At 63.9% G+C, this 24602-nt stretch carries 23 protein-coding genes; 19 read left to right on the forward strand and 4 right to left on the reverse strand.

The features are described 5' to 3' along the window. Positions 1-75: 75 nt before the first annotated feature. The 9 genes from mltG to NCS28_RS06940 all read left to right on the forward strand — a co-directional run bounded on the left by mltG (position 76) and on the right by NCS28_RS06940 (position 9012). Positions 76-1086, forward strand: a complete 1011-nt coding sequence (gene mltG, locus NCS28_RS06900) for an endolytic transglycosylase MltG (RefSeq protein WP_250513114.1) — start codon at positions 76-78, stop codon at positions 1084-1086. Further along, positions 1087-1707 (forward strand): dTMP kinase, encoded by a 621-nt coding sequence (gene tmk / locus NCS28_RS06905; protein WP_250513115.1) that lies wholly within the window; start codon positions 1087-1089, stop codon positions 1705-1707. It begins immediately after the preceding gene. Between the two features lie 20 nt (positions 1708-1727). Next, positions 1728-2768 (forward strand): DNA polymerase III subunit delta', encoded by a 1041-nt coding sequence (locus NCS28_RS06910; RefSeq protein WP_250513116.1) that lies wholly within the window; start codon positions 1728-1730, stop codon positions 2766-2768. 28 nt (positions 2769-2796) lie between these two features. Continuing rightward, entirely contained in the window at positions 2797-3582 is a 786-nt protein-coding gene (locus NCS28_RS06915) for a TatD family hydrolase (RefSeq protein WP_250513117.1), read from the forward strand. Positions 3583-3633: 51 nt separating this feature from the next. Beyond that, positions 3634-4413: an ankyrin repeat domain-containing protein gene (locus NCS28_RS06920; RefSeq protein WP_250513118.1), complete on the forward strand. Its 780-nt coding sequence runs from the start codon at positions 3634-3636 to the stop codon at positions 4411-4413. Between the two features lie 106 nt (positions 4414-4519). Further along, positions 4520-4876, forward strand: coding sequence for a Rap1a/Tai family immunity protein (locus NCS28_RS06925; RefSeq protein ID WP_008349679.1), 357 nt, complete (start codon positions 4520-4522; stop codon positions 4874-4876). A 136-nt stretch (positions 4877-5012) separates the two neighbouring features. After that, positions 5013-6236, forward strand: coding sequence for a mechanosensitive ion channel family protein (locus tag NCS28_RS06930; protein ID WP_250513119.1), 1224 nt, complete (start codon positions 5013-5015; stop codon positions 6234-6236). Between the two features lie 78 nt (positions 6237-6314). Next, the gene (gene otsA / locus NCS28_RS06935) at positions 6315-7700 is read left to right on the forward strand and encodes an alpha,alpha-trehalose-phosphate synthase (UDP-forming) (RefSeq protein WP_250513120.1); all 1386 of its coding nucleotides are present in this window, start codon (positions 6315-6317) and stop codon (positions 7698-7700) included. Between the two features lie 241 nt (positions 7701-7941). After that, positions 7942-9012 carry a glycosyltransferase family 4 protein gene (locus NCS28_RS06940; protein ID WP_250513121.1) on the forward strand — a complete coding sequence of 357 codons (1071 nt, stop codon included), beginning with the start codon at positions 7942-7944 and terminating at the stop codon, positions 9010-9012. 93 nt (positions 9013-9105) lie between these two features. Here NCS28_RS06940 and NCS28_RS06945 read toward each other — a convergent pair whose 3' ends face one another. From NCS28_RS06945 to NCS28_RS06955, 3 genes are all read right to left on the reverse strand, one after another. Then, the gene (locus NCS28_RS06945) at positions 9106-9696 is read right to left on the reverse strand and encodes a BPSL1445 family SYLF domain-containing lipoprotein (RefSeq protein ID WP_250513153.1); all 591 of its coding nucleotides are present in this window, start codon (positions 9694-9696) and stop codon (positions 9106-9108) included. 399 nt (positions 9697-10095) lie between these two features. Next, the gene (locus tag NCS28_RS06950) at positions 10096-10578 is read right to left on the reverse strand and encodes a hypothetical protein (protein WP_250513122.1); all 483 of its coding nucleotides are present in this window, start codon (positions 10576-10578) and stop codon (positions 10096-10098) included. Positions 10579-10808: 230 nt separating this feature from the next. Beyond that, positions 10809-11105: a PsiF family protein gene (locus tag NCS28_RS06955; protein ID WP_250513123.1), complete on the reverse strand. Its 297-nt coding sequence runs from the start codon at positions 11103-11105 to the stop codon at positions 10809-10811. A 241-nt stretch (positions 11106-11346) separates the two neighbouring features. Here NCS28_RS06955 and NCS28_RS06960 point away from each other — a divergent pair, with 241 nt between their 5' ends. Further along, complete coding sequence (locus NCS28_RS06960; protein WP_250513124.1) at positions 11347-11628, forward strand: hypothetical protein; 282 nt, start codon at positions 11347-11349, stop codon at positions 11626-11628. A 23-nt stretch (positions 11629-11651) separates the two neighbouring features. Here NCS28_RS06960 and NCS28_RS06965 read toward each other — a convergent pair whose 3' ends face one another. Continuing rightward, positions 11652-11822 carry a hypothetical protein gene (locus tag NCS28_RS06965; protein ID WP_250513125.1) on the reverse strand — a complete coding sequence of 57 codons (171 nt, stop codon included), beginning with the start codon at positions 11820-11822 and terminating at the stop codon, positions 11652-11654. Between the two features lie 65 nt (positions 11823-11887). Here NCS28_RS06965 and NCS28_RS06970 point away from each other — a divergent pair, with 65 nt between their 5' ends. The 9 genes from NCS28_RS06970 (at position 11888) to NCS28_RS07010 (ending at position 24492) form a co-directional block, all read left to right on the forward strand. Next, positions 11888-12850, forward strand: a complete 963-nt coding sequence (locus NCS28_RS06970; protein ID WP_250513126.1) for a sugar ABC transporter substrate-binding protein — start codon at positions 11888-11890, stop codon at positions 12848-12850. A gap of 256 nt (positions 12851-13106) precedes the next feature. Next, positions 13107-14696 carry a sugar ABC transporter ATP-binding protein gene (locus NCS28_RS06975; RefSeq protein ID WP_250513127.1) on the forward strand — a complete coding sequence of 530 codons (1590 nt, stop codon included), beginning with the start codon at positions 13107-13109 and terminating at the stop codon, positions 14694-14696. Then, positions 14697-15686: an ABC transporter permease gene (locus tag NCS28_RS06980; protein ID WP_250513128.1), complete on the forward strand. Its 990-nt coding sequence runs from the start codon at positions 14697-14699 to the stop codon at positions 15684-15686. It abuts the gene before it with no gap. 194 nt (positions 15687-15880) lie between these two features. Further along, positions 15881-16903 (forward strand): LacI family DNA-binding transcriptional regulator, encoded by a 1023-nt coding sequence (locus NCS28_RS06985; protein ID WP_250513129.1) that lies wholly within the window; start codon positions 15881-15883, stop codon positions 16901-16903. Between the two features lie 21 nt (positions 16904-16924). Beyond that, positions 16925-17875 (forward strand): ribokinase, encoded by a 951-nt coding sequence (rbsK, locus tag NCS28_RS06990; protein WP_250513130.1) that lies wholly within the window; start codon positions 16925-16927, stop codon positions 17873-17875. Positions 17876-18054: 179 nt separating this feature from the next. Beyond that, entirely contained in the window at positions 18055-19788 is a 1734-nt protein-coding gene (locus NCS28_RS06995) for a methyl-accepting chemotaxis protein (protein ID WP_250513131.1), read from the forward strand. A 127-nt stretch (positions 19789-19915) separates the two neighbouring features. Next, positions 19916-20677, forward strand: a complete 762-nt coding sequence (locus NCS28_RS07000) for a hydratase (RefSeq protein ID WP_250513132.1) — start codon at positions 19916-19918, stop codon at positions 20675-20677. A 409-nt stretch (positions 20678-21086) separates the two neighbouring features. Beyond that, positions 21087-23009 carry a PrkA family serine protein kinase gene (locus tag NCS28_RS07005; RefSeq protein ID WP_008349646.1) on the forward strand — a complete coding sequence of 641 codons (1923 nt, stop codon included), beginning with the start codon at positions 21087-21089 and terminating at the stop codon, positions 23007-23009. A gap of 217 nt (positions 23010-23226) precedes the next feature. Further along, a complete protein-coding gene (locus NCS28_RS07010) occupies positions 23227-24492 on the forward strand; it encodes a YeaH/YhbH family protein (protein WP_250513133.1) in 1266 nt (421 codons plus the stop codon). Positions 24493-24602: the final 110 nt, after the last annotated feature.

Here is a 24602-nt window from a genome sequence, read left to right on the forward strand (position 1 = left end):
GGGCGCAAGCCGGAGAAAGCGGCTCTGACGCAGGCGGCAAGTTATTATATTGGTCTTATCTCAAGCGTGTTTCGCATGTCCTTTTTCAAGAAATGCGTCGTGGCGGCGGTGCTCGCCGCGATGCTCGCGGCGGCCGTCGCGGGCGGCGTCTACTGGTGGGCCAACCGGCCCATGCAACTCTCGACGCCCGAACTCGACGTCACCATCAAGCCCCATAGCAGCCTGCGCAGCGTGAGCGCCCAGTTGAACCGTGGCGGCGTGCCCGTCGAACCCGAACTGTTCGTGCTGATGACGCGCGTGCTCGGCCTTTCCGCGCAGTTGAAGTCCGGCAATTACGCGTTCAAGAGCGGCATCACGCCTTACGAAGTGCTGGAAAAAATCGCGCGCGGCGACGTGAACGAATATGTCGCGACGGTCATCGAAGGCTGGACGCTGCAAAAGATGCGCGGCGAGCTCGACAGCAATCCCGCGCTCACGCACGACACGGCGGGCATGACCGACACCAACCTGCTGCGGGCGATCGGCGCGACGGAAGTCGACAAGGCATCGGCCGAGGGTCTCTTTTTCCCCGACACCTATCTCTTCGACAAGGGCACGAGCGATCTCGCCGTCTACAAGCGCGCGTATCGGCTGATGCAGGCGCGCCTCACCGAAGCGTGGAACACGCGCGCGCAGAACTTGCCTTACAAGACGCCTTATGACGCGCTCATCATGGCGTCGATCGTCGAGAAGGAGACGGGGCGCGCGTCGGACCGGCCGCTCGTCGCGGCGGTGTTCGCGAACCGGCTGCGTATCGGCATGCCGCTGCAGACCGATCCGACCGTGATCTACGGCCTCGGCCCGGCCTACGGCGGAAAGCTCAGGAAAAAGGACCTGCAGACGGACACTCCGTACAATACCTACACGCGCATGGGCCTGCCGCCGACGCCGATCGCGCTGCCCGGCGTGGCCGCATTGAACGCGACGCTCAATCCCGCCGCGAGCAACGCGCTGTATTTCGTGTCGCGCGGCGACGGCAGCAGCATCTTTTCCGACAACCTGGGCGACCACAACAAGGCCGTCGACAAATACATCCGGGGTCAATGAATGGCGCGCGGCAAGTTCATTACGTTCGAAGGCATCGACGGCGCGGGCAAGACGACGCATCTGGACTGGTTCCGTCAGCGGCTCGAAGCGAAAGTGGAGCCGGGCGGCCATCGGGTCGCGATGACGCGCGAACCGGGCGGCACGCCGCTCGGCGAAACGCTGCGCGGCATCCTGCTGAATCAGCCGATGGACCTCGAAACCGAAGCGCTGCTGATGTTCGCCGCGCGCCGCGAGCATCTGGCGCAGGTGATCGAACCGGCGCTTTCGCGCGGCGACTGGGTGTTGTCGGACCGTTTCACGGACGCCACTTTCGCGTATCAGGGCGGCGGGCGCGGCCTGCCGCGCGACAAGCTGGAAGCGCTGGAGCGCTGGGTGCAGGGCGGTTTCCAGCCCGACCTGACCGTGCTTTTCGACGTGCCGACCGAAACCGCAAGCGAACGGCGCTCGGCGGCGCGCGCGCCGGACAAATTCGAGAGCGAGTCGGAAGCGTTCTTCGAGCGCACGCGCAACGAGTATCTGCGCCGCGCGGAGGAATCGCCGCAGCGCTTCTTCGTCATCGATTCGACGCGGTCCATTGAAGACATTCGTCGAAAGCTGGATGAACTGATTGCAAGTCTCTGATCTCATATAAGAACGTACCGATGATCTACCCTTGGCAAACCGACGACTGGCAGCGTCTGCAACAACTGCGCGCGCACTGGCCGCATGCGCTGTTACTGCACGGCGAAGCGGGCATCGGCAAGCTCCAGTTCGCGCAGCATCTGGCGCAGGGACTGCTGTGCGAAACGCCCGCGGCGAACGGCGAGCCGTGCGGAACGTGTCCGGCATGCCTGTGGTTTTCGCAAGGCAATCATCCCGATTACCGCGCGGTGCTGCCTGAAGCGCTCGCCGGCCTCGCCGCCGGCAACGCGGACACCGCCGACGCACCCGCCGAAAAAGCCGACGGCGACGAAGGCAAGAAGACCCGCACGCCGAGCAAGGAAATCAAAATCGAGCAGGTGCGCGCGCTGCTGGACTTCTGCGGCGTCGGCTCGCATCGGGGCGGCATGCGGGTGGTAGTGCTGTATCCGGCCGAAGCGCTCAACGTCGCGGCGGCGAATGCGTTGCTGAAGACGCTCGAAGAGCCGCCATCGGGCGTCGTGTTCTTGATGGTGTCGGCGCGCGTGGACCGTTTGTTGCCCACCATCATCAGCCGATGCCGTCAATGGCCGATGAGCGTGCCGCCGCCAAACGAAGCGAGCGCGTGGCTCGCGTCGCAGGGCGTCGACGATCCGGCGGGACTGCTCGCGCAGGCGGGCGGCGCGCCGCTTGCTGCGCTTGCGCTGGCGAACGACGAAAACCGCGCCTTGCGCGACTTCACGCTTGCACAGCTTGCCGCCGGGCCGAATTGCGACGCCTTCGCCTGCGGAGAAAATCTGCAGAAGCTGCCGGTGCCGCTCGTGCTCGGCTGGCTGCAACGCTGGCTGTACGATCTGCTCGCCGAGCGCACCGCCGGGCGGCCGCGCTATTTTCCCGGCGCGGCGAAGGCGCTCGCGCGTTGTGCGCAAAGCGCCGATCCCGCCGCGCTCGCGCGCTACATGAAGACCGTCACGCGACAGCGCGCGGTGGAAAATCACCCGCTCAATGCGCGTCTCGTGTTCGAGGAACTGTTCATCGGCTATCGCGGGATCTATACGGCCTGAGCGCAGCACATGCATTAAGGAGCACCGGATGTTCGTCGATTCACACTGTCACATCAACTTCGAAGGACTCGCCGACCGTCTGCCCGACGTTCTCGACAAGATGCGCGAGCATGCGGTGACGCACGCGCTGTGCGTATCGGTCGATCTGGAAACGCTGCCTTCGGTGCTCGATATCGCGGAAAAGCACGACAACGTGTACGCATCCGTCGGCGTGCATCCGGATCACGAGGATGCGAAGGAGCCGAGCGTCGCGGAACTCGTCGAGCTGGCCGCGCATCCGAAGGTTTGCGCGATCGGCGAGACCGGGCTCGACTACTATCGTCTGGAAGGGCGCAGCATCGCCGACATGGAATGGCAGCGCGAGCGTTTTCGCACGCATATCCGTGCCGCGCACAAGACGGGCAAGGCGCTCATCGTCCACACGCGCTCGTCCTCGGACGACACGCTGCGCATCATGGAGGAAGAGCGCGCGGGCGTGCCGGGCGGCGTGATGCACTGCTTCACGGAGCCGTGGGAGATCGCGGAACGGGCGCTCGCGCAGAACTTCCATATTTCGCTGTCCGGCATCGTCACGTTCAAGAATGCGAAAGACGTGCAGGACGTGGCGCGGCGCGTGCCGATCGAGCGTTTGCTCATCGAAACCGATTCGCCGTATCTCGCGCCGGTGCCGTATCGCGGCAAGCCGAACGAACCTGCGTACGTAAGTTATGTCGGACGTTTCATCGCGCAGTTGCGCGAGCAGCCGGAAGAGGCCGTCGCGCGGGCGACCACCGACAACTTCTTCCGGCTCTTCAAGATCGCGCGGCCAGCCTGAGGGCGGCAGGCCGGCGCGAAAACCTGTTTCAAGGCAATCCGAAGGTCACTTATGAACAATTCCCCGATGGTTTCCACCTTGTCCGCGGCGAGCGCGCCAAACGTTTCCCATGCGCGCAATCCACGCCATGCACGCGGGGGCGCGGCCGTGCGCGGTCTCGTCGCCGGCGCGCTCTTGGCCGCCTGCGCGATCGCTCAGCCGGTCTGGGCCGCGTCCGTGGACTCGCTCATCAAGGCGGTCAAGTTCGACGACGTATCGGCCGTCAAGAAACAGCTCGCGCAGGGCGCGGACCCGAATACCGTCGATAACACCGGCACCCCGATCATCGTGATCGCCGCGCGAGAGAAGTCCGACAAGGTCGGCCAGCTGCTCGCCGACAATCCGAAGACCGATCTGGAAAAGCTCGATCCGGCCGGCGAAAACGCGATGATGCTCGCCGCGCTCAACGGCGACACGGCCTTTGTGAATCTGCTGATCGCCAAGGACGCCGAAGTGAACAAGAAGGGCTGGACGCCGCTGCACTACGCGGCGACCAACGGCCATGACGATGTCGTGAAGATTCTGGTCGACCATTCGGCGTATATCGACGCCGGTTCGCCCAATGGCACGACGCCGCTCATGATGGCCGCGCGCGGCGGTCATCTTTCGACCTGCAAGCTGCTGCTCCACGAAGGCGCGGATCTGCGCGTGAAGAACCAGCTCGGCCTGACGGCGGTGGACTTCGCCCGCAAGTACAACGAAAAGGACGTCGCGGAAGGTCTGCAGGCGCGTCTGGATTCGATGCCGCAAGGCGGCGGCGCTCCGCAAAGCGGCTCAAACGGTGCAAAATAACGCAGCGCGACAGTCAAGCCCCGGGGCAGGCGCGGTCAGGCGCGGCCGCGCATCGCCCCGAACCCGTTGCCCCATTCAAGCCGCCGCTCAACATACAAGGAAGACCATGCTGCGGGAATTCGTCCTCGCCTGTGCTCTCGCGACGCCCGTCTGCGCGTTTGCGTTTACCGGCAACGATCTGAACAAGCTCTGCACCAAAACGGATCCCAACTCGCGGACTGCCTGCGCGGCCTATATCGAAGGCGCGGCGGACGGCATCTACAACACGATCGAGGCGATCGGCGGAACCTCCGGGCCGCAGGTCGGCCAGTATTTCTGCCTGCCGGCGGACGTGAAGCCGCAGCAGCTCACGGACGCGGTGCGCAAGTACATCGCCAATAATCCCGACAAAGCCGATTTCAACGCGACCACGATGGTCTCGCTCGGCCTCGGCAAGGCGTTCCCCTGCAAGGCGGAACGCTGAAGGTCTTTTGACGCCGGGGACGCCCGTGCGCGTCCCGGCGTCGCGCTGCATCGTGCAGCATTCCGCATCCGTGCGATGCAACCGCCGTATCCACCTCGCCGCTTCCACTTTTCACGAGGCTGATCCCGCGACGCTCATGCTCTCACTCGATCACTTCCTGAACCTCGCCGAACGGCCGCTCGGCACCTGGCCCGGCGCCTTCGTCGTGGCCGCCATCGCGGTGGCGGTCGCGGTGGGCGTGCATCGCATCGGCGCGCGCATCCTCATGCGCATCGCGCGGCCGTATCCGCTGATGAGCGTCGTCTTGCGCTACGTCGACACGCCCGCGCTCATCCTGCTCATCATCCTCGGAATCGGTTTCATGATTTTCGAGGCGCCGGATACGCTGCCGTTCATCGGTGTGCTGCGCGATGTCGAAACGGTCGCGCTGATCGGCGCGCTCACGTTCCTCGCGATGCGTTCGGCGGGCGCGGTGGGCGAGGCGATCGTGCAGGCGCATCCGCTCGACACCGACGACAACCTCAACGCGCGCCGCATTCACACGCAGGCGCGCGTGCTCGCGCGCTCGGTGATGGTGGTGATCGTGATCATCGGCTTCGGCGCGGCGCTGATGGCGTTTCCGAGCGTGCGTCAGATCGGCGCGAGCCTGCTGGCGTCGGCGGGGGTGGCGGGACTGGTCGCCGGTATCGCGGCGCGGCCGGTGCTCGGCAACCTGATCGCGGGATTGCAGATCGCGCTGTCGCAGCCGATCCGCCTCGACGATGTCGTCGTGATTCAGGGCGAGTGGGGGCGCGTGGAGGAGATCACCGGCACGTATGTGTCGATTCGCATCTGGGACCAGCGGCGCCTGATCGTGCCGTTGCAGTGGTTCATCGAAAATCCGTTCACGAACTGGACGCGCAACAGCTCGCAGATCATCGGCTCGGTGTTTTTATACGTCGATTACCGGATGCCGATCGCGCCGCTGCGCGAAGAACTGGAGCGCATTCTCGCGCACGCGCCGGAATGGGACGGGCGCGTGCAGGTGCTGCAAGTCACCGACGCCACCGACCGCGCGATGCAGCTTCGCGTGCTCGTCAGTTCCTTCGATTCGGCGCTCAACTGGGATTTGCGCTGCCGCGTGCGCGAAGGGCTCGTGAACTTCGTGCAGGCCGCCTATCCGCAGTATTTGCCGCGTGCGCGCGCGGATTTGTCGACGGACAGGGAACATCACGTCGATTTCGCGCCGCCGCTCGATCGCGCGAACACGACGCATGCTGCGAGCACCGCGAACACTCCCGCCGACCCGGTCGCGAGCCGCGGCGAGCAGAGCGGTCCGGACCCGCGCGCGCACGCGGCGGCATCGACCGGTAAGACCTGAACCCGCGCGGCGTTTCCCAGTCGAAAATTTTGGGTTTATTTTAAAAACAGAACAGTTCGAAGAGGAAAAGGAAAGCATATGAGCCGTCTCGTCGTCGTATCCAACCGGGTCGCCACGCCGACCGAAACCAAGGGCTCCGCGGGCGGGCTCGCCGTCGGCGTCTTCGGCGCGCTGAAGGACAGCGGCGGCGTCTGGTTCGGCTGGAGCGGGGACGTGGTGAGCGAAACCGTCGCGAACCAGGGGCCGAAGCTCGAACAGGACGGCGCTGTGACCTTTGCGACCGTCGGCCTGCCGAAGAAGGACTACGACCAGTATTACCGCGGCTTCTCCAACGCGATGCTGTGGCCGGTCTTTCACTATCGCAACGATCTCGCCGTCTACGACCGCGACGAATACGCCGGCTACCGGCGCGTGAACGCGTGGCTCGCGCACAAGCTCATCAAGCTGCTCCAACCCGACGACATCATCTGGGTTCATGACTATCACCTGATTCCGTTCGCCGAAGCGCTGCGCTCCGCAGGCATCAATAATCGCATCGGCTTCTTTCTGCATATTCCGTTTCCGTCGCCGCAGATTCTCTTGAACATTCCGCCGCACGAGGAACTGGTGAAGTCGCTGTGTTGCTACGACGTGGTCGGTTTTCAGACCGAACGGGATCGCGTGGCGTTTCACGACTACATCGTGCGGCACGCGCACGGCACCGCTACGCCCGACGGCCATGTCGAAGCGTTCGGCCGAAGGCTCAGGACGAACGTGTATCGCATCGGCGTGTTTCCCGACGAGATCGCCGAGCAGGCCAAACGCGGCGAAGCGCGTCAGGACGTGATGGATCTCAAACAGAGCCTCGAAGGCCGCAAGCTCATCATGAGCGTGGACCGGCTCGACTACTCGAAAGGGCTGGTCGAGCGCTTTCGCGCGTTCGAGCATTTTCTGGAGAAGTCGCCGGAGTGGCGCGGCAACGTCACGCTCGTGCAGATCGCGCCGCCGACGCGCTCGGACGTCGAAACCTATCAGCAGATTCGCCAGAACCTGGAGTACGAAGCGGGGCGCATCAACGGGCGCTATTCGGGACTCGATTACACGCCGATCCGCTATCTCAACCAGCGCTACGACCGGTGGAAGCTGATGTCGCTCTTTCGCGAATCGCAGATCGGGCTCGTCACGCCACTGCGCGACGGCATGAACCTCGTCGCGAAGGAGTACATCGCCGCGCAGAATCCTGACGACCCCGGCGTGCTCGTGCTCTCGCAGTTCGCCGGCGCGGCGGATGAAATGAGCGGCGCGGTGATGGTCAATCCGCATGACATCGTCGGCATGGGCGAGGCGATCGCGCGCGCGCTCGCGATGCCGCTCGCCGAGCGCAAGCAGCGCTATGAAACCAACATGACAGCGCTGCGAAAGCACGATCTGGGCGTGTGGCGCGACAACTTCCTCGCGGATCTGCGCGGCGACGCCAAAGCGTAACCGTTGTGCGAAACGATTGTTTCGCCCCTGTAACAGAGCGATGAAAGTGCAATAGATGCCTCAGGCGCCGGCATTCGCACTCGATAATGGGTTCATCGCACGGGCGCACAGCGCGAGACGGACTTACGCGTAAGGCCAAACCTTGTTGGCCGAGCTTACGGCCGGCTGTCATACTCGATGCGCGCCGCGGCCGGCGTCCGTAGTCCGCGCTGTGGTCGATATCCGCATGGAGACGAGAACGATGAGAATTGCCCAGATTGCTCCGCTGACCGAGTCGGTGCCGCCGAAACTTTATGGCGGGACCGAGCGCGTCGTGTCGTACCTTACCGAGGCGCTCGTCGAGCTCGGTCACGACGTGACGCTCTTCGCAACCGGCGATTCGCAGACCAGCGCCAACCTGGAAGCCGTCTGGCCTCGGGCATTGCGGCTCGACCCGGCGATCCGCGACCGTATCGCGCCTCACATGCTGTTGATGGAGCTCGTGCGCCGCCGCGCCGAAGAGTTCGACGTCCTGCATTTTCACATGGACTATTACTCTTTCTCCCTCTTCAAGCGCCAGGACACGCCCTTCGTCACGACGATGCACGGCCGCCTCGATCTACCCGAGCAACAGCCGGTGTTCGATACGTTCAACACGGCGCCCGTGATCTCCATTTCCGATTCGCAACGTCATCCGCTGCCGCAGGCGAAGTGGGTCCGCACGGTGTATCACGGCTTGCCGGAGAAGCTCTATACGCCGCAGCCGGTGGAGCAGAAGTATCTGGCGTTCCTCGGACGAATCTCGCCGGAAAAGCGTGTCGACACGGCGATTCGCATCGCGGGCCGCTGCGGCTTGCCGATCAAGATCGCCGCCAAGGTCGATTTCGCCGATCACGAGTATTTCGAGCGCGAGATCGCGCCGCTGCTGGACTTGCCGTACGTCGAATATGTCGGCGAGATCAACGACAGTCAGAAGGCCGAATTTCTCTCGGGCGCGCATGCGCTCATGTTCCCGATCGACTGGCCGGAGCCGTTCGGGCTCGTGATGATCGAAGCGATGGCGTGCGGAACGCCTGTCATCGCGTTCAATCGCGGCTCGGTGCCGGAAGTGCTGGACGAAGGCGTGTCGGGTTTTATCGTCGAGGATGAAATCGGCGCGGTGGCCGCGGTGAATCGTCTGCACACTTTGTCGCGCGAGCGTGTGCGAGCGCGCTTCGAGGAGCGCTTCACGTCGCATCGCATGGCGCGGGAATATCTCGAAGCGTATCAGGCCGTGGTGCGCGCGCAAAAGCGTGCGCGCTTCAAGGTCATCGACCGCGCGACGACGTCCTGATCGTTCGCGAAGACGAAAAAACCGCCGTGCGGCGCGGCCCGAAGGTCGCGTCACACGGCGGTTTTGCATTCGCCGCGAGAAAGAGCCGCGCGCTCAGTACTTGATGCGCGAGACCTTCGTGCCTTGCAGCGAGACGTCGGCCATGAGGCCGGCGTTGGTCAGCACGATCGCCTCGACAGGCTTCGTGGCGGTGGTCGTGTCGATCGCGCCGTTCGCGCCCATCTTCACCAGCGCCACGGATGCATCCGCGCCCGCCGACCAGCCGTCGGAGTTGCGGAATTTGTCGAGCGCGTCCTGCGTCATGAACAGGAAGATCAGCGCCTTCGATTGCGCGCCCGCCTGCAGGCCGAACGAGCCGGACGTCGTGCTGTAGTAGCCGACGGTGCTGCCACCGACACGCAGCGAACCCTTGCCGTATTGCGCGCCGACGATGAAGCCGGCCTGAAGCACCGACGGGAACACCAGAATGCCGCGCGATTTCGCCACCAGCTCGCGCGAGCCGCCCACCGTGGCGTAGAGACGCTGGATCGTGCTGTCGACGTCGGCGTCGATGGAGCGCCGATCATCGGCGGCGCCCGCGGCCGCTTCACTGCCGGTGTTCTTGTTCGCCGTACAGCCGGCAAGCGCAAGGCCTCCCAGCGCCAGAACGGCCGTCGACTTGAGCATGAAGTTTCGTCTTTGCATCATTGTTCTCCATCGTGGAATTTAGGAAACCCCATAGAGCGGGAGGGTGAGGCACGCCAAGTTATAGCACAGCAACCTGAAACACGAGCCCCGATCCATGCGCCCAAAGCCTTGTCGCGCGTGGGTTTTCAGGCACCGCAACATTCGGGGCAAGCGCTCTAACCTAGCTTACTCCGAATCCGGCCCCATAAGCGACAAACCCGCACGCGAAATTACATTCAACTTTCGGTCGAAGCTTCGTCTGCTAAAGGGTAGACGAAGCGCCGCTCAAAATGAAACGGCACGGGGAGATTTCGCCCGACGCGCGTCCTCGAGGTCAGCAGAATTTTCGTGGCGCCGCCTTAAGGTCGTACGAGAAAACCGCAAGGAGAAGTAGCAACGACCGTACCCGATCGCCGCTCATGAATGGCTCGTCGTTTTTACCTCGGCCGCGGCGGAGGTCGAAGCGGGCGCCGGCGCGCGTTGCGGGCGGCGCAACGCGCGCCTGATGCCGCCGACCAGCATGCCCAGCACGAGGAGAAACACGGCGGGCACGATCCAATAGCCGACGAACGCATGCCACAGATAATCGGCGAGCGTCGCCTTGCGATGCGCGTATTCGGCGAGCGCTTCCTGATGCTTCACCTCGGTGGCCGCGATGGCGTCTTCGGGACACCCGGTGGCGCGGGCCTCCTCGGATGTGCCGCGACAGCGCGCGGCGGCGCCAGCGGCGCGTTGTGCGTCGGTCAGCTCCCAAGTGGAGAGCGCCTTTTGAAGGTCGACATTGTTGTACGCCATCTCCTCGCGCACCTCACTGACTGCGACAATCAGCACCGGCACGAACCAGAACGTGATCGTCACGAGCCACCGCCTGAACCAGCGGTTCTTGTCTCTCCATGCCATCCGGATGCCTCCATGCGCGGCTCTTCGCCTCGCTCGAAACGGCGGCGGCCGATGGCGTGTTTCTTGTAATCGTGAGGGGGCCGCCTTCGCGCCATCTTATGAGAAAAAGACAACGGTGCGAATCACTTGCTTGGGTGCAGTGCAATATCGGCCGGTAGGATGCGTAAATAGGAAAGGGTCGCCGCGCGCGACCGGCGCGGCGTAGCGCACATGTGAGCGCGTCGGCGCGATCAGCCCTTGTTGCTGAGGCAGCTCTTCATGAAGGCCTTGCGGTCGTCGCCTTTCTTGTCGCTTGCCTGTTGATTGCATGCGGTCATCTTCTGTTGCTGCGTCATCGGCGCGGAAGCTGCGGCGGGCGCGGCCGAAAGACAGCTCTTCATGAAGGCCTTGCGGTCGTCGCCTTTCTTATCGCCTGCCTGCTTGTTGCAATCGGTCATCTTGCTTTGCTGGCTGTTGGCCGCGAACGCTGCATTCGCGCCGAGCGTCAGGCTCAGCACGGCAATGAGGGCGGTGGCTCGAATAGTCATGTGACGCTCCCTGATTTGAGTGACGGTTTATTCTTCGACGGCGCCTGTCTATAGCGGCATGCCGCCCGCGCATTATGGCAAACCCAATATGAACGGTGTGTGGGATAAGGTGAAATCGGGATGCGGCGCACAGAACGCGGGAATAAGGCTTGCACGCGCCTTTCATCTCATCGACGATCCGCACGAAGCAGGCAGCCGACGTATGATCGTGCGATGCATGTCCACGCAAAGGAGACGGTTCATGTCGACGCCGCTGTCCGACCATTACAAAGGCTTCGAAATCAACGTGCAGGCATTGCGGCGCGCGAAAGAACGCGACGAACCGGACGACGGTCCACGCCACTTCGACATCGTCGTGACGATCGCGCGGAGCGCGCACGGCGACAGCGGCCGCTCGGTCATGTTCGGCGTGCCCGAGCAGGAACCTTTCGACAGCCCGATCGACGCCACGCGCGCGGGCATCGACTACGCGCGCGACATCATCGACAACAAGGTGGACGGGCAATCGGTCGAAGATCTGTGATAACCGACCACGCCGCATGTGGACTACACGTTAGCCCGATTGACCTGCAGCGTCTCTGCAACGAGAATCGACGGCGAGCAAACGTTGAAACCGCGCTCGCAAGGGCGATCGAAGGCTTCGGCGCGTGACACGAAGCGCGGGCGCGACAGGGCGCCGGCGATCACATCCCTTCGTTGCCCGGCGCGGATCGACACGCGTTGCTCGCGTTCGCTGCATCTCGCACGACCAGACAAACCAGAACAAAGCACTGGAGATCCGCATGAACCGAACCATCCGCCGACGCGTCCTGTCGGCCGCCGTCGCGCTTGCCGTGTGCAGCGCATTGCCTTTCGCATCGTCATCCGCATTCGCGCAAACGGCGGGCAAGCCGAAAGTCGCGCTCGTCATGAAGTCGCTCGCCAACGAGTTCTTCCTGACCATGGAAAACGGCGCGAAAGACTATCAGGCGCACAACCCCAGCCAGTTCGACCTGATCACCAACGGCATCAAGGATGAAACCGACACCGCCGCGCAGATCCGCATCGTCGAGCAGATGATCGTCTCGAAGGTCGACGCGCTCGTCATCGCGCCGGCGGATTCGAAGGCGCTTGTGCCGGTGATCAAGAAGGCGGCGGACGCGGGCATCATCGTCGTGAACATCGACAACCGGCTCGATCCGGACGTGCTCAAGTCCAAGGATCTGAACGTGCCGTTCGTCGGACCGGACAACAAGAAGGGCGCGAGAAAGGTCGGCGATTATCTCGCGCCGAAGCTCAAGAAGGGCGATGAAGTCGCGATCATCGAAGGCGTGACGACCACCACGAACTCGCAGGCGCGCAGCGCGGGTTTCAAGGAAGCGATGGACGCGGCCGGCATGAAGGTCGTCGCGCTGCAGTCGGGCGAATGGGAAATCGACAAGGGCAACGCGGTGGCCTCGCAGATCCTGAACGCGAACCCGAACGTGAAGGCGCTCCTGTGCGATAACGACAACATGGCGATCGGGGCCGTGTCGGCGATTCGCGCGGCGGGCAAGGCGGGCAAGGTGCAAGTCGTCGGCTTCGACAACATCGGCGCGATCAAGCCGATGCTGAAAGACGGCCGCGTGCTCGCGACCGCCGACCAGTACGCGGCCAAGCAGGCGGTGTTCGGCATCGACGTCGCGCTGAAGGCGATTTCCGGCCACAAGAAGCAGTCGGAGCTTTCGCAGGTCGTGGAAACGCCGGTCGATCTCGTGACGAAGTAAGCCGGGCGCGCGGCGGCGTCGTTCGGCGCCGTCTCGCGCGAGGACCTAAAGTTCGCGGCCAGCGTGCCGATAACACACTGACGAGCGCGGAAGGCAGACGGCGCGGGCATCGTTTGCGGCCATCCGGAAGCTTTTCGCGCGGGCATCGGAAAACGCATCGAGCCGCGCGCCTCGATGCACGGGCATGTCGCACGGACCCATTCCGAAGCCATGCGGGACACACACGAGGATGCACAGCGAAGCCTTGAAGCGCCCCATGACCGGATCGAACGACGCGAACGTGCTGACGGTGACGGGCATCGGCAAGACCTATGTCGAGCCGGTGCTGGCGGACGTGTCGCTGGAACTCGTCGCGGGCGAAGTGCTCGCGCTGACGGGCGAAAACGGCGCGGGCAAAAGCACGCTGTCGAAGATCATCGGCGGGCTCACGGACCCGACCACGGGCACCATGACGCTCGCCGGCCAGCCCTACACGCCGAAAAGCCGCTCGGACGCCGAGGCGCTCGGCGTGCGCATGGTGATGCAGGAGCTGAATCTGCTGCCGACCTTGTCGGTGGCGGAGAATCTCTTTTTGAACCGCTTGCCGCGCAAAGGCTTCGGCTGGATCGACCGGAAGCGTCTCGCGGACGATGCGCGCCACGCGATGGCGCAGGTCGGGCTCGACGCGATCGACCCGGACACGCTCGTCGGCGGCCTCGGCATCGGGCATCAGCAGATGGTCGAGATCGCGCGCAATCTGATCGGCGATTGCCGCGTGCTGATCCTCGACGAGCCGACCGCGATGCTCACCGCCCGCGAAGTCGACTTGCTGTTCGAGCAGGTCGAGCGGCTGAAGGCGCGCGGCGTCGCGCTCGTCTACATCTCGCACCGGCTGGAGGAATTGCGGCGCATCGCCGAGCGCGCGGCCGTGCTGCGCGACGGACGCCTCGTGCACGTCGGTCCGATGGGCGAACTCACGAGCGAGCGCCTCGTCACGCTGATGGTCGGACGCGAGATTGGCGAGCGCATCGATCTGGGCGAGCGGCGGATCGGCGGCGTCGCGCTGAAGGTGGAAGGCATGACGCGTGCCCCGGTGGTTCGCGACGTGTCGTTCGAGGTTCGCGCGGGCGAGATTTTCGGCGTGAGCGGGCTGATCGGCGCGGGCCGGACCGAACTCATGCGCCTCATTTACGGCGCGGATCGCGCGGACGCGGGCGCGGTATCGATCGCGCGCGACGGCGGGACGCTGCGCCGCGTGTCGGTGCAATCGCCGTCGGATGCCGTCGACGAAGGCATCGCGCTGATCACGGAGGACCGCAAGGGCGAAGGGCTGTTGTTGACTCTGCCCATCGCCGCGAACGTTTCACTGGGCAATTTGGGCGCGGTGGCGCGACATGGCGTCGTCGACACGCGCCGCGAATCCGCGCTCGCGCAACGCCAGATCGACGCGATGCGCATCCGCACGTCCGGCCCGGCGCAGGCGGTGTCGGAACTATCGGGCGGCAATCAGCAGAAGGTCGTGATCGGCCGCTGGCTCGCGCGCGACTGCTCGGTGCTGCTGTTCGACGAACCGACGCGGGGCATCGACGTCGGCGCGAAATTCGACATCTACGGGCTGATGGGCGCGTTGGCCCGCGAAGGACGCGCGCTCGTCGTCGTGTCGAGCGACCTGCGCGAATTGATGCTGATCTGCGACCGGATCGGCGTGATGTCGGCCGGACGCATGACCGGCGTGTTCGAGCGCGCGAACTGGACGCAGGACGCGCTGCTCGCGGCGGCGTTCTCGGGTTACGCGAAGCGCGAGACGATCCTGCACGAACCGATCGTGCCCGACGCGAAAGCGCCCGAAAACAACGTGGAGCACTGAATGAGCGAAGCGAACCTGCCCGCCGATGCACCGAAGAGCACCAAAGGCGTCGGCACGCGTCTCGGCATTTCGAATTACCTGGGTCTCGCGGGCGCGCTCGCGGCGATGATCGCGCTGTTTTCCGTGCTGAGCGCGCATTTCCTGACGTACGACACGTTCAGCACGATCGCGAACCAGATTCCGGATCTCGTCGTGATGTCGGTCGGCATGACGTTCGTGCTGATCATCGCGAGCATCGATCTGTCGGTGGGCTCGGTGCTGGCGCTCGGGGCGTCTGTCGTGAGCGTGGCCGCGCTCAAGTGGCACTGGCCGGCGTTTCCCGCGGCGCTGATCGGTCTCGCGGCCGCCGCGCTGACGGGCACGGTCACGGGCCTCGTCACGGTAGCGTGGCGAATTCCGTCGTTCATCGTGTCGCTCGGCGTGCTGGAAGGCGCCCGCGGGCTCGCGTATCAGATGACGAACTCGCGCACGGCGTACATCGGCGATGCGTTCGATTTCCTGTCGAATCCGATCGCGTTCGGCATCTCGCCCGCGTTCCTGATCGCGGTCGCGGTGATGATAATCGCGCATCTGGTCTTGACCCGGACGGTTTTTGGCCGATATCTCGTAGGGATCGGCACGAACGAGGAAGCGGTGCGGCTCGCGGGCGTCAATCCGCGGCCGTACAAGGTGATCGTTTTCGCGCTGATGGGCGCGTTTTCGGGGCTCGCGGCGCTGTTTCAGATTTCGCGCCTGGAAGCCGCCGATCCGAACGCGGGCGCGGGGCTGGAACTGCAGGTGATCGCGGCCGTCGTGATCGGCGGAACGAGCCTGATGGGTGGGCGCGGCTCGGTCATCAGCACGTTTTTCGGCGTGTTGATCATCTCCGTGCTGGCGGCGGGCCTCGCGCAGATCGGCGCGAACGAGCCGACCAAGCGCATCATTACCGGCGCGGTGATCGTGGTGGCGGTGGTGCTGGATACATACCGCAGCAGAAGGAAGCGTGTGTAATGGTTTTTGTCTGATCGAGGGACGGCGACGGGCGCGTGCCGCAACGGGGCGGAAAAGCGGCCGGCGACGGTAAATTGAGCAAGCGCGGCAAGCAGGGCGCGGGGAAAGAAGCATGGCGCGCGTGAAAGAAGTGCGCGCCGCACGCCTTACGACCAATAAGAGCAGTTGGACCAAAGAAAAGCGAAGGACGATGTATGGCGACGATCAAAGACGTGGCAGCCATTGCCGGGGTGTCGTTTACGACGGTATCCCACGTAGTGAACAATTCGCGGCCGGTGTCGGCCGACGTGCGGGCGAAGGTCGAGCGGGCGATTCTCGAGCTCGACTACGTGCCGTCTGCGGTCGCGCGCTCGCTGAAGGCGCGCTCGACGGCGACCATCGGCCTGCTCGTGCCGAATGCGACGAATCCGTATTTCGCCGAACTGGCGCGCGGCGTCGAAGACGGCTGCGCGAAGAATGGCTATTGCGTGTTCTTCTGCAACTCCGACGACGATCCCGCCAAGCAGCGCAACTATCTGCGCGTGCTGCAGGAAAAGCGCATCGACGGGCTGGTGATCGCGTCGGCCGGCGAGGACTCGGTGCTCGCCCAGTGCCTCGCGGGCGCGCGTGAGCCGCTCGTGATCGTCGATCGCAATATCGAGGGGCTGCAATCCGACCTCGTGCAGATCGACCACGAAAAGGGCGCGTATCTCGCGACGCGGCATCTGCTGCAACTCGGGCATTCGAAGATCGGCTGCATCACGGGGCCGGTCGCGACGGCCGTCTCCGCAATGCGCCTGCACGGTTTCATCCGCGCGATGGCCGAACGCGGCATCGAAATCGAGCCGAACGCGATCGTGCAGAGCGACTTTTCCGCGACGGGCGGTTACGCCGCGGCGTCGCAATTGCTCGACAACATGAAGCCGACCGCGATCTTCGCGTGCAACGACATGATGGGTATCGGCGCGCTGCGTGCGGCGGCCGAGCGCCACATCAACGTGCCGGCGGATTGCTCGATCATCGGTTTCGACGACGTCGAGCTGTCGCGTTACACCTATCCGGCTTTGTCGACGGTGGGACAATCGGTGCGCGCGCTCGGCGAAATGGCCGCGCAGACGCTGATCGACCGCATCACGGGCAAGCTGACCGGCACGACGCGCCGGCGAGTGGTGCCGCCGCGCCTCGTGCGCCGCGAATCGACCGCGGTCGTGCCCGCGTCGCGCGCGAAAGCGCAATGAAGTAGTTCAAAAGGAAGCAAGATGGGAGACAGCGCCAATTCGGGCGATGCAAGCAAGACGGGCCGCGTGACCGTGGTCGGCAGCCTCAACATGGATCTGGTCGCGCGCGCGCCGCGTCTGCCGAGGCCGGGCGAAACGCTCGCGGGACACGCGTTCGCGCAGGTGCCGGGCGGCAAGGGCGGCAATCAGGCGGTCGCCGCGGCCCGCCTGGGTGCACAGGTCGCGATGATCGGCTGCGTCGGCGACGATTCGAACGGCGCGACGCTCAAAGGCAGTCTGGAGGCGGAAGGCATCGACTGCGCGGCGCTCGCGACCAGTGCGGCCGCGCCGACGGGCGTCGCGCTCATCGTCGTGGACGACGCGAGCCAGAACGCGATCGTCATCGTCGCGGGCAGCAACGCCGAAGTGACGCCCGCGCGCATCGAAGCGCAGGAAGCGCTGATCGCGCAAGCCGATGTCATCGTGTGCCAGCTCGAAACGCCGCCCGAAACCGTGCGCGCCGCGCTCGCCACGGGCCGGCGTCTCGGACGCACCACGATCCTCAATCCCGCGCCGGCCGCGCGCAAGTTGCCGCCGGACTGGTTTCCGCTCGTCGACTATCTGATTCCGAACGAACTGGAAGCCGCGACGCTCTCGGGCGTGGCGATCGAGACGCCCGACGACGCGCGCCGCGCCGCGCAAGCGCTTAAGGCGAAGGGCGCGCGCAATGTGATCGTGACGCTCGGCGCGCAAGGCGTGCTAGCGCTGCTCGATGGCGCGGACGGCGAAGGCGTGCATCTGCCGTCGCCGAAAGTCGAAGCGATCGACACGACCGCCGCCGGCGACACGTTCATCGGCGGTTTCGCGGCCGAACTCGCACGGGGCGCCGCGCCGATGGACGCGATCGCGTTCGGCCAGCGCGCGGCGGCGATAGCGGTGACGCGCGAAGGCGCGCAGCCGTCGATTCCGCACCGCAGCGAAATTTCCGCATAACTTTTCAATGTTCGTTGAAAAACGGCGCGTCTAACGCGCCGTTTTCTCTTCATACGAAATAATTCGCTCAAGTGGTCGCGCTTTCGCGCCGTTTACATCGGTAGCGGTCGCGCGATGTCGCGCGCGCCCGCAGTCACGCAACGTCGACACCGCTTGCAAGCGGCATCAGGGAAAATTCAATGAAAAAGGCTTTGACGATCAAGGCGCGCCTCGGCATCTCGATGGCGTTTCTGGGTGCGCTGCTCATCGCGATCGGCGCGCTGGGACTCACCGGCATGAGCCATTCGAACGGCGCGTTTCAGGAGACCTACTCGGTGCAGATGCCGGCGGCGATCGCGGTCGGCAACGCCGAAATGTACGCCGCGCGCGAGCGGCTCGTGTTTGATCGCGCGGCGCTGCTCGCCGGCACGCCGGAAGTGGCGTCCACCGTCGAGCGCGCGCGCATGATGCGCGAACGAGCGGACGGCTACTGGAAGGAATACACGTCCTTGCCGCAAACGCCGGCCGAGAAGCGTCTCGCCGACGCCGCGCAGGACAAGCGCCTCGCGCTGCAAGCCATTGTCGACAAAGGCGTCGCCGCGGTAATGGAGAACGATCACGACGGCATCATCGCGAACGCCAAGGCGATGCAGGCCACGTACAACGAGCTCGCCAACGCGAACGACGCGCTGCGCAAGTATCTGACCGAAGCATCGAAGCAGAGCTACGAGGAAACGCAAAGCCGGTTCCTCTGGTTCCGCGCGTTGAGCCTTGGCGCGATCGCGCTGGGCATCGCGGCGGCCGCGTTCGCGTGGGTGTCGTTGCGACGCGCGATCGCCCGTCCGCTCGAAGCCGCGCTCGGGCATTTCGAGGCGATCGCCGCGGGCGATCTGCGCCGCGAAGTCACCGTCACGTCGCACGACGAAATGGGGCTGTTGCTCGAAGGTCTCGCGAAAATGCGCACGAGCCTGCTCACGACGGTGCGCACGGTGCGCTCGGGCAGCGAGTCGATCGCGTCGGCCACGCAGCAGATCGCCGCCGGGAACACCGATCTGTCGTCGCGCACCGAGGAACAGGCGTCGGCGCTGCAGGAAACGGCGTCGAGCATGGAAGAGCTGACCGGCACCGTACGCCAGAACGCCGACAACGCGCGGCAGGCAAGCGCGCTCGCGGCGAATGCGTCGGAAATCGCGGGCAAGGGCAGCGCGGTCGTGACGCAGGTCGTCGACACGATGCGTGAGATCAACGGCAGTTCGTCGAAGATCGCGGACATCATCACGATCATCGAGGGCATCGCGTTCCAGACCAACATTCTCGCGCTCAACGCAGCCGTCGAAGCGGCGCGCGCGGGCGAGGAAGGGCGCGGCTTCGCGGTCGTCGCGGGCGAGGTGCGCAGCCTGGCGCAGCGCTCGTCGGCGGCGGCGAAGGAAATCAAGGAACTGATCGACACGTCGGTGGCGCGCGTGCGCACGGGCACGACGCTCGTCGACGAAGCCGGCCGCACGATGAGCGAGATCATCGGCGCGGTACAGCGCGTGACCGACATCATGGGCGAGATCGCGGCGGCGTCGGAAGAGCAGTCGAGCGGCATCGAGCAAGTGTCGCGCGCCGTCACGCAAATGGACGAAGTGACGCAGCAGAACGCGGCGCTCGTCGAGGAAGCGGCGGCGGCCGCGCAGTCCCTCGAGGATCAGGCCGCGCGTCTGCGGCAGGCGGTGGCGGTGTTTCGGGTGGCGGATGGCGCGCCGCTTGCCACGCTGACGACGGCATCGACGCCGACGGTGAAAGTTGCATCGCGTGCAACGATGACGGCGCACACACGTACGCCCGCGCCGAAGCCGCTCGTAACGGCGACGGCCCCTGTGAAGCGCGCCGCGCCCGCACCCCGGGCAGCGGCGACCGCGGATGCAGGCGGCGACTGGGAAACGTTCTGAGCACGGCATGCGGCGCGTAGCCGCGAACAAGACGTGAATGCGCGCGAATGCACACGCGCGCGACCAACGCCGATCCGGTAACCCGTACACTGGCGGTGTGCGTCACCGCTCACACGAGGATATCGACATGACCGGATCGACACTCGCCGCGAAGCTCGCGGAGGCCCGCCGCCGGCATCAGCTCATCGAAACGCTGGAGCCCGCCGACATTCCGGCCGACGCGCCCACCGCCTACGCGATCCAGCACGAGATGCTGAGAGAGTCGGATGCGCGCATCGGCGCGTGGAAGATCGGCGCGCGCGCCCCCGATGCGCTCGCCACGGGCGCGCCCATCGACGCGGCGCTCGTGCACGTCTCCCCCGCGCGCGTACCTTTTCAATCGTTTTTCCGTGTGCTGGTGGAACTCGAAGTCGCGTTCCGCTTCGCCTATGCGCTGCCCGCGCGACATGACCCTTACACGCGCGAAGAAGTATTCGATGCGATCGGCGGTATTGCGGTCGCGCTCGAAGTCGTCGATAGCCGCTTCGCGCAATGGCCCAATCTCGACCCGCTCGCGCAGCTCGCCGATTCGCAGAACAACGGCGCGCTCGTGGTGTCGGGCATGGAACCTTACGACGTCGTCGCGCCGGGCTTCGACTTTCTCACGCCGCGTCTGGAATTGACGCTGGACGGCGTCTCGATCGCACCGGAAGCGCTCGGCAATCCGGCGGGCGATCCCCGCGAATTGCTGCCCTGGCTCGTCAACCATTGTTGCCGTATGGGTTTGACCGTCGAACCGTTCTGGACCATCACGACGGGCTCTTATACGGGTGCGTATCGCGTCGACGGACCGGGGATGCTGCATGGCTCGATCGATCGCATCGGCGAACTGGAACTGGTGCTCGCATGATGCGGCAACACCATACATCGGGAACGGTTATGGATGATGCCGCACATCGCATCGATGCTGTCGATGCATTGCATCCCATGAGCGCGAGCGCACGTATTCATCATGAATCGATATGGGCTACGCGCGTGTGAGGCGCGCCTCGCATTGGCGGACAGAAGCTGTGCTCAAGTAGCGAAGAGCGCGGGGAAGCGAACAGGCAAAGACAATGTGGAGCAACAGGATAACGACATTGGGATGAGGATTGTAGGTGAACGAAAATAACTCACCAAGCTAGTAATTCTTCGAAGCAAATGAACAACGCAAGTGCGTGAAAAAAAATTCGAAAGGGTTTAGGATGATTTCAAGCGATGTCGTTTCGATTACGCGCGTTGCGCACGACATAGCTTTCTGACTTCGGCGAGGAGGTAGCATGGATATCTACAGCAGTTTCGCGACCCGCTTCGAAAAAACCCGCGAGGAGGAATTCTCGCTCGAAGAGTATCTCGCGCTCTGCAAAGAAGATCCTGCCACATATGCAACAGCGGGCGAACGCATGTTGACGGCCATCGGGGAACCGGAAATGGTCGACACTCGCCTCGACCCGCGTTTATCGCGTGTGTTTGCGAACAAGGTCATCAAGGTGTATCCGGCGTTCCGCGAGTTCTACGGAATGGAGGAGGTGATCGAGAACGTCGTGTCGTACTTCCGGCACGCGGCACAGGGTCTCGAAGAGAAGAAGCAGATCCTGTATCTGCTGGGTCCGGTGGGCGGCGGCAAGTCGTCGATCGCCGAACGGCTGAAGCAGCTCATGGAGCGCGTGCCGTTCTATTCGCTCAAAGGTTCGCCCGTCAACGAGTCGCCGCTCGGCCTCTTCGATTACGACGAAGACGGCCCGGTGCTCGAAGAGCAATACGGCATTCCGCGCCGTTATTTGAAGAGCATTCTCTCGCCGTGGGCCGTGAAGCGCCTGCACGAATACAACGGCGACATCCGCAAGTTCCGCGTGGTGCGCCGCTATCCTTCCATCCTTCGTCAGATCGGCATTGCGAAGACCGAGCCTGGCGACGAGAACAATCAGGACATCTCGTCGCTCGTCGGCAAGGTGGATATCCGCAAGCTCGAAACCTATTCGCAGGACGACGCCGACGCGTACAGCTATTCCGGCGGCCTGTGCCTCGCCAATCAGGGCTTGCTGGAATTCGTCGAAATGTTCAAGGCGCCGATCAAGGTGCTGCACCCGCTGCTGACCGCGACCCAGGAAGGCAACTTCAAGGGCACAGAAGGCTTTGGTGCCATTCCTTTCGACGGCGTCATCCTCGCGCACTCGAACGAGTCGGAGTGGAAGGCGTTTCGCAACAACAAGAACAACGAAGCACTGCTCGATCGTATCTTCGTCGTAAAGGTGCCGTACTGCCTGCGCTATGGCGAAGAGATCAAGATCTACGAGAAGCTGCTGCGCAACTCGTCCCTCGCCGAGGCGGTCTGCGCACCGGGCACGCTCAAGATGATGGCGCAAATGGCCGTGCTCACGCGTCTGCACGAACCGGAAAATTCGAGCCTCTTTTCGAAGATGCAGGTCTATGACGGCGAGAACCTGAAGGACACGGACCCGAAGGCGAAGTCGTATCAGGAGTATCGCGATTACGCGGGTGTCGACGAAGGCATGACGGGCGTGTCCACGCGCTTCGCGTTCAAGATCCTGTCGCGCGTCTTCAACTTCGATTCGAGCGAAGTCGCCGCGAACCCGGTGCATCTGATGTACGTGCTCGAGCAGCAGATCGAACGCGAACAGTTCCCGCCGGAGACGGAGCAGAAGTATCTGTCGTTCATCAAGGACGTGCTGGCTTCGCGTTATGCCGAGTTCATCGGCAAGGAGATTCAGACCGCTTATCTGGAGTCGTATTCGGAGTATGGACAAAACATCTTCGACCGCTATGTGACGTACGCAGACTTCTGGATTCAGGATCAGGAGTTCCGCGATCACGATACCGGCGAGAGCTTCGACCGCGCGGCGCTCAATGCCGAGCTGGAGAAGATCGAGAAGCCCGCGGGCATCAGCAACCCGAAGGATTTCCGCAACGAGATCGTGAATTTCGTGTTGCGCGCGCGTGCGGCGAACGGCGGCAAGAATCCCGCGTGGATCAGCTATGAGAAGCTGCGCGTGGTGATCGAAAAGAAGATGTTCTCCAATACCGAAGAACTTCTGCCGGTGATTTCGTTCAATGCGAAAGGATCGGCCGAAGAGCAACGCAAGCATGAGGACTTCGTCAATCGCATGGTCGCGAAGGGTTATACGCCGAAGCAGGTCCGGCTCCTGTGCGACTGGTATCTGCGCGTGCGCAAGTCGTCGTGATGTAGAGTGGATGGGAACAGGGGAATCGACGGGAGTAGGCGCTAGCGCGTCTTACTCCGGTCCCGCGCAAAGCGATAGTCAGGATGTCCCCTGCGGCCCGGGCGCGCGGATTGCGTCCGGACCGCACAGTGGACAATTTGCGAGACGAAAGACGCTGCAATCAGTCGAAGCTTCGCGCAGCGTCTCACAAGCTCGCCAATAACGCGGGAGACTGGATGTGCTGCACCAAATCATCGACCGCAGGTTAGCCGGCAAGAACAAGAGCATCGCCAACCGCGAACGCTTCCTGCGACGCGTCAAGAGTTACATTCGCCGCGCGGTTTCCGACGCGGTGCGCGATCGCAGCATCAAAGACATTCAAAGCACGCAGAGCATCACCATTCCAAAGAAGGACATCTCCGAGCCCTCGTTCCGTCACGGACCGGGCGGCAAGCGCGAGTATGTGCATCCGGGCAACGCCGATTACATTCGCGGCGACAAGATTCCGCGTCCGCCGGGCGGCGCGGGCGGCGGCGGCAAGAGCGCAAGCAACGAGGGCGAAGGGCAGGACGATTTCGTCTTCGAGCTGTCGCGCGAAGAATTCATGCAGTACTTCTTCGACGATCTCGAGCTGCCGCGCCTCGTCAAGACGCAACTGCTCGCCGTGCCGACCTGGAAGAACGTGCGCGCGGGCTGGGCGGCGGAAGGCACGCCGAACAACATCGACGTGGTCAGATCGCTGCGCAGCGCGCTCGGACGGCGCATCGCGCTCGGCTGGCCGCTCGCGTCGCAGTTGCGCGAAATGGAGCGCCAGCTCGAGCAGCTGAAGGCGGAGAACGCCGACCCGGAAGAGATCGCCCGACTCGAAGCGGACATCGTCGTCATGCAGGGGCGGATCACGCGCATTCCGTTCATCGATCCGTTCGATCTGCGCTACATCAATCGCGTGAAGCAGCCGACGCCATCGAGCAAAGCGGTGATGTTCTGCCTGATGGACGTCTCCGGTTCGATGGACGAGCAACGCAAGGACTTGTCCAAGCGCTTCTTCATCCTCCTGTATCTGTTCCTGCAACGGAACTACGAGAAGATCGAAGTCGTGTTCATCCGGCACCATACGCGCGCCGAGGAAGTGGACGAAGACACGTTCTTCCATTCGACCGAAAGCGGCGGCACGGTGGTGTCGAGCGCGCTCGAACTCATGAAGAAGATCATGGACGAGCGTTACTCGCCGACTGAATGGAACATTTACGGCGCGCAGGCATCGGACGGCGACAACTGGACGGACGATTCCCCGAAGTGCCGCAGGCTGCTCTCGGAAGACATCCTGCCGAAGGTCCGGTATTTTGCCTATATTCAAGTTGCGCCGGAGGAGCAAAATCTCTGGTTGGAGTATGCTCAGTTAGCGATGCGCGCGCCCGAACTGGCCATGAAGAAAGTCGATTCGGCGGCGGACATCTATCCGGTGTTCCGCGAGCTGTTCGAAAAGCAGCAGGCGGCCGCATGACGACACGGCCTTGGCACAACGAGACGCGTGGGTATCAGCTGGAAGGCACGGACGATCGTGCGTCTTCCAGGCTGGGACCTGAAGCAGGGCAACGCAAGGCGTCCGCAGAG

The sequence above is a fragment of the Caballeronia sp. INDeC2 genome, from assembly GCF_023631325.1.
Classification (GTDB): Bacteria; Pseudomonadota; Gammaproteobacteria; order Burkholderiales; family Burkholderiaceae; genus Caballeronia.

Coding starts and splice junctions, on each gene's coding strand:
- NCS28_RS06910 (WP_250513116.1), top strand. CDS start 1,728: ATGATCTACCCTTGGCAAACCGACGACTGGCAGCGTCTGCAACAACTG.
- NCS28_RS06960 (WP_250513124.1), top strand. CDS start 11,347: ATGTCGACGCCGCTGTCCGACCATTACAAAGGCTTCGAAATCAACGTG.
- NCS28_RS06980 (WP_250513128.1), top strand. CDS start 14,697: ATGAGCGAAGCGAACCTGCCCGCCGATGCACCGAAGAGCACCAAAGGC.
- NCS28_RS06950 (WP_250513122.1), bottom strand. CDS start 10,578: ATGGCATGGAGAGACAAGAACCGCTGGTTCAGGCGGTGGCTCGTGACG.
- NCS28_RS06995 (WP_250513131.1), top strand. CDS start 18,055: ATGAAAAAGGCTTTGACGATCAAGGCGCGCCTCGGCATCTCGATGGCG.
- NCS28_RS07000 (WP_250513132.1), top strand. CDS start 19,916: ATGACCGGATCGACACTCGCCGCGAAGCTCGCGGAGGCCCGCCGCCGG.
- mltG (WP_250513114.1), top strand. CDS start 76: ATGTCCTTTTTCAAGAAATGCGTCGTGGCGGCGGTGCTCGCCGCGATG.
- NCS28_RS06985 (WP_250513129.1), top strand. CDS start 15,881: ATGGCGACGATCAAAGACGTGGCAGCCATTGCCGGGGTGTCGTTTACG.
- NCS28_RS06920 (WP_250513118.1), top strand. CDS start 3,634: ATGAACAATTCCCCGATGGTTTCCACCTTGTCCGCGGCGAGCGCGCCA.
- NCS28_RS06975 (WP_250513127.1), top strand. CDS start 13,107: ATGACCGGATCGAACGACGCGAACGTGCTGACGGTGACGGGCATCGGC.
- tmk (WP_250513115.1), top strand. CDS start 1,087: ATGGCGCGCGGCAAGTTCATTACGTTCGAAGGCATCGACGGCGCGGGC.
- NCS28_RS06925 (WP_008349679.1), top strand. CDS start 4,520: ATGCTGCGGGAATTCGTCCTCGCCTGTGCTCTCGCGACGCCCGTCTGC.
- rbsK (WP_250513130.1), top strand. CDS start 16,925: ATGGGAGACAGCGCCAATTCGGGCGATGCAAGCAAGACGGGCCGCGTG.
- otsA (WP_250513120.1), top strand. CDS start 6,315: ATGAGCCGTCTCGTCGTCGTATCCAACCGGGTCGCCACGCCGACCGAA.
- NCS28_RS06940 (WP_250513121.1), top strand. CDS start 7,942: ATGAGAATTGCCCAGATTGCTCCGCTGACCGAGTCGGTGCCGCCGAAA.
- NCS28_RS06970 (WP_250513126.1), top strand. CDS start 11,888: ATGAACCGAACCATCCGCCGACGCGTCCTGTCGGCCGCCGTCGCGCTT.
- NCS28_RS06915 (WP_250513117.1), top strand. CDS start 2,797: ATGTTCGTCGATTCACACTGTCACATCAACTTCGAAGGACTCGCCGAC.
- NCS28_RS06955 (WP_250513123.1), bottom strand. CDS start 11,105: ATGACTATTCGAGCCACCGCCCTCATTGCCGTGCTGAGCCTGACGCTC.
- NCS28_RS07005 (WP_008349646.1), top strand. CDS start 21,087: ATGGATATCTACAGCAGTTTCGCGACCCGCTTCGAAAAAACCCGCGAG.
- NCS28_RS06930 (WP_250513119.1), top strand. CDS start 5,013: ATGCTCTCACTCGATCACTTCCTGAACCTCGCCGAACGGCCGCTCGGC.
- NCS28_RS06945 (WP_250513153.1), bottom strand. CDS start 9,696: ATGCAAAGACGAAACTTCATGCTCAAGTCGACGGCCGTTCTGGCGCTG.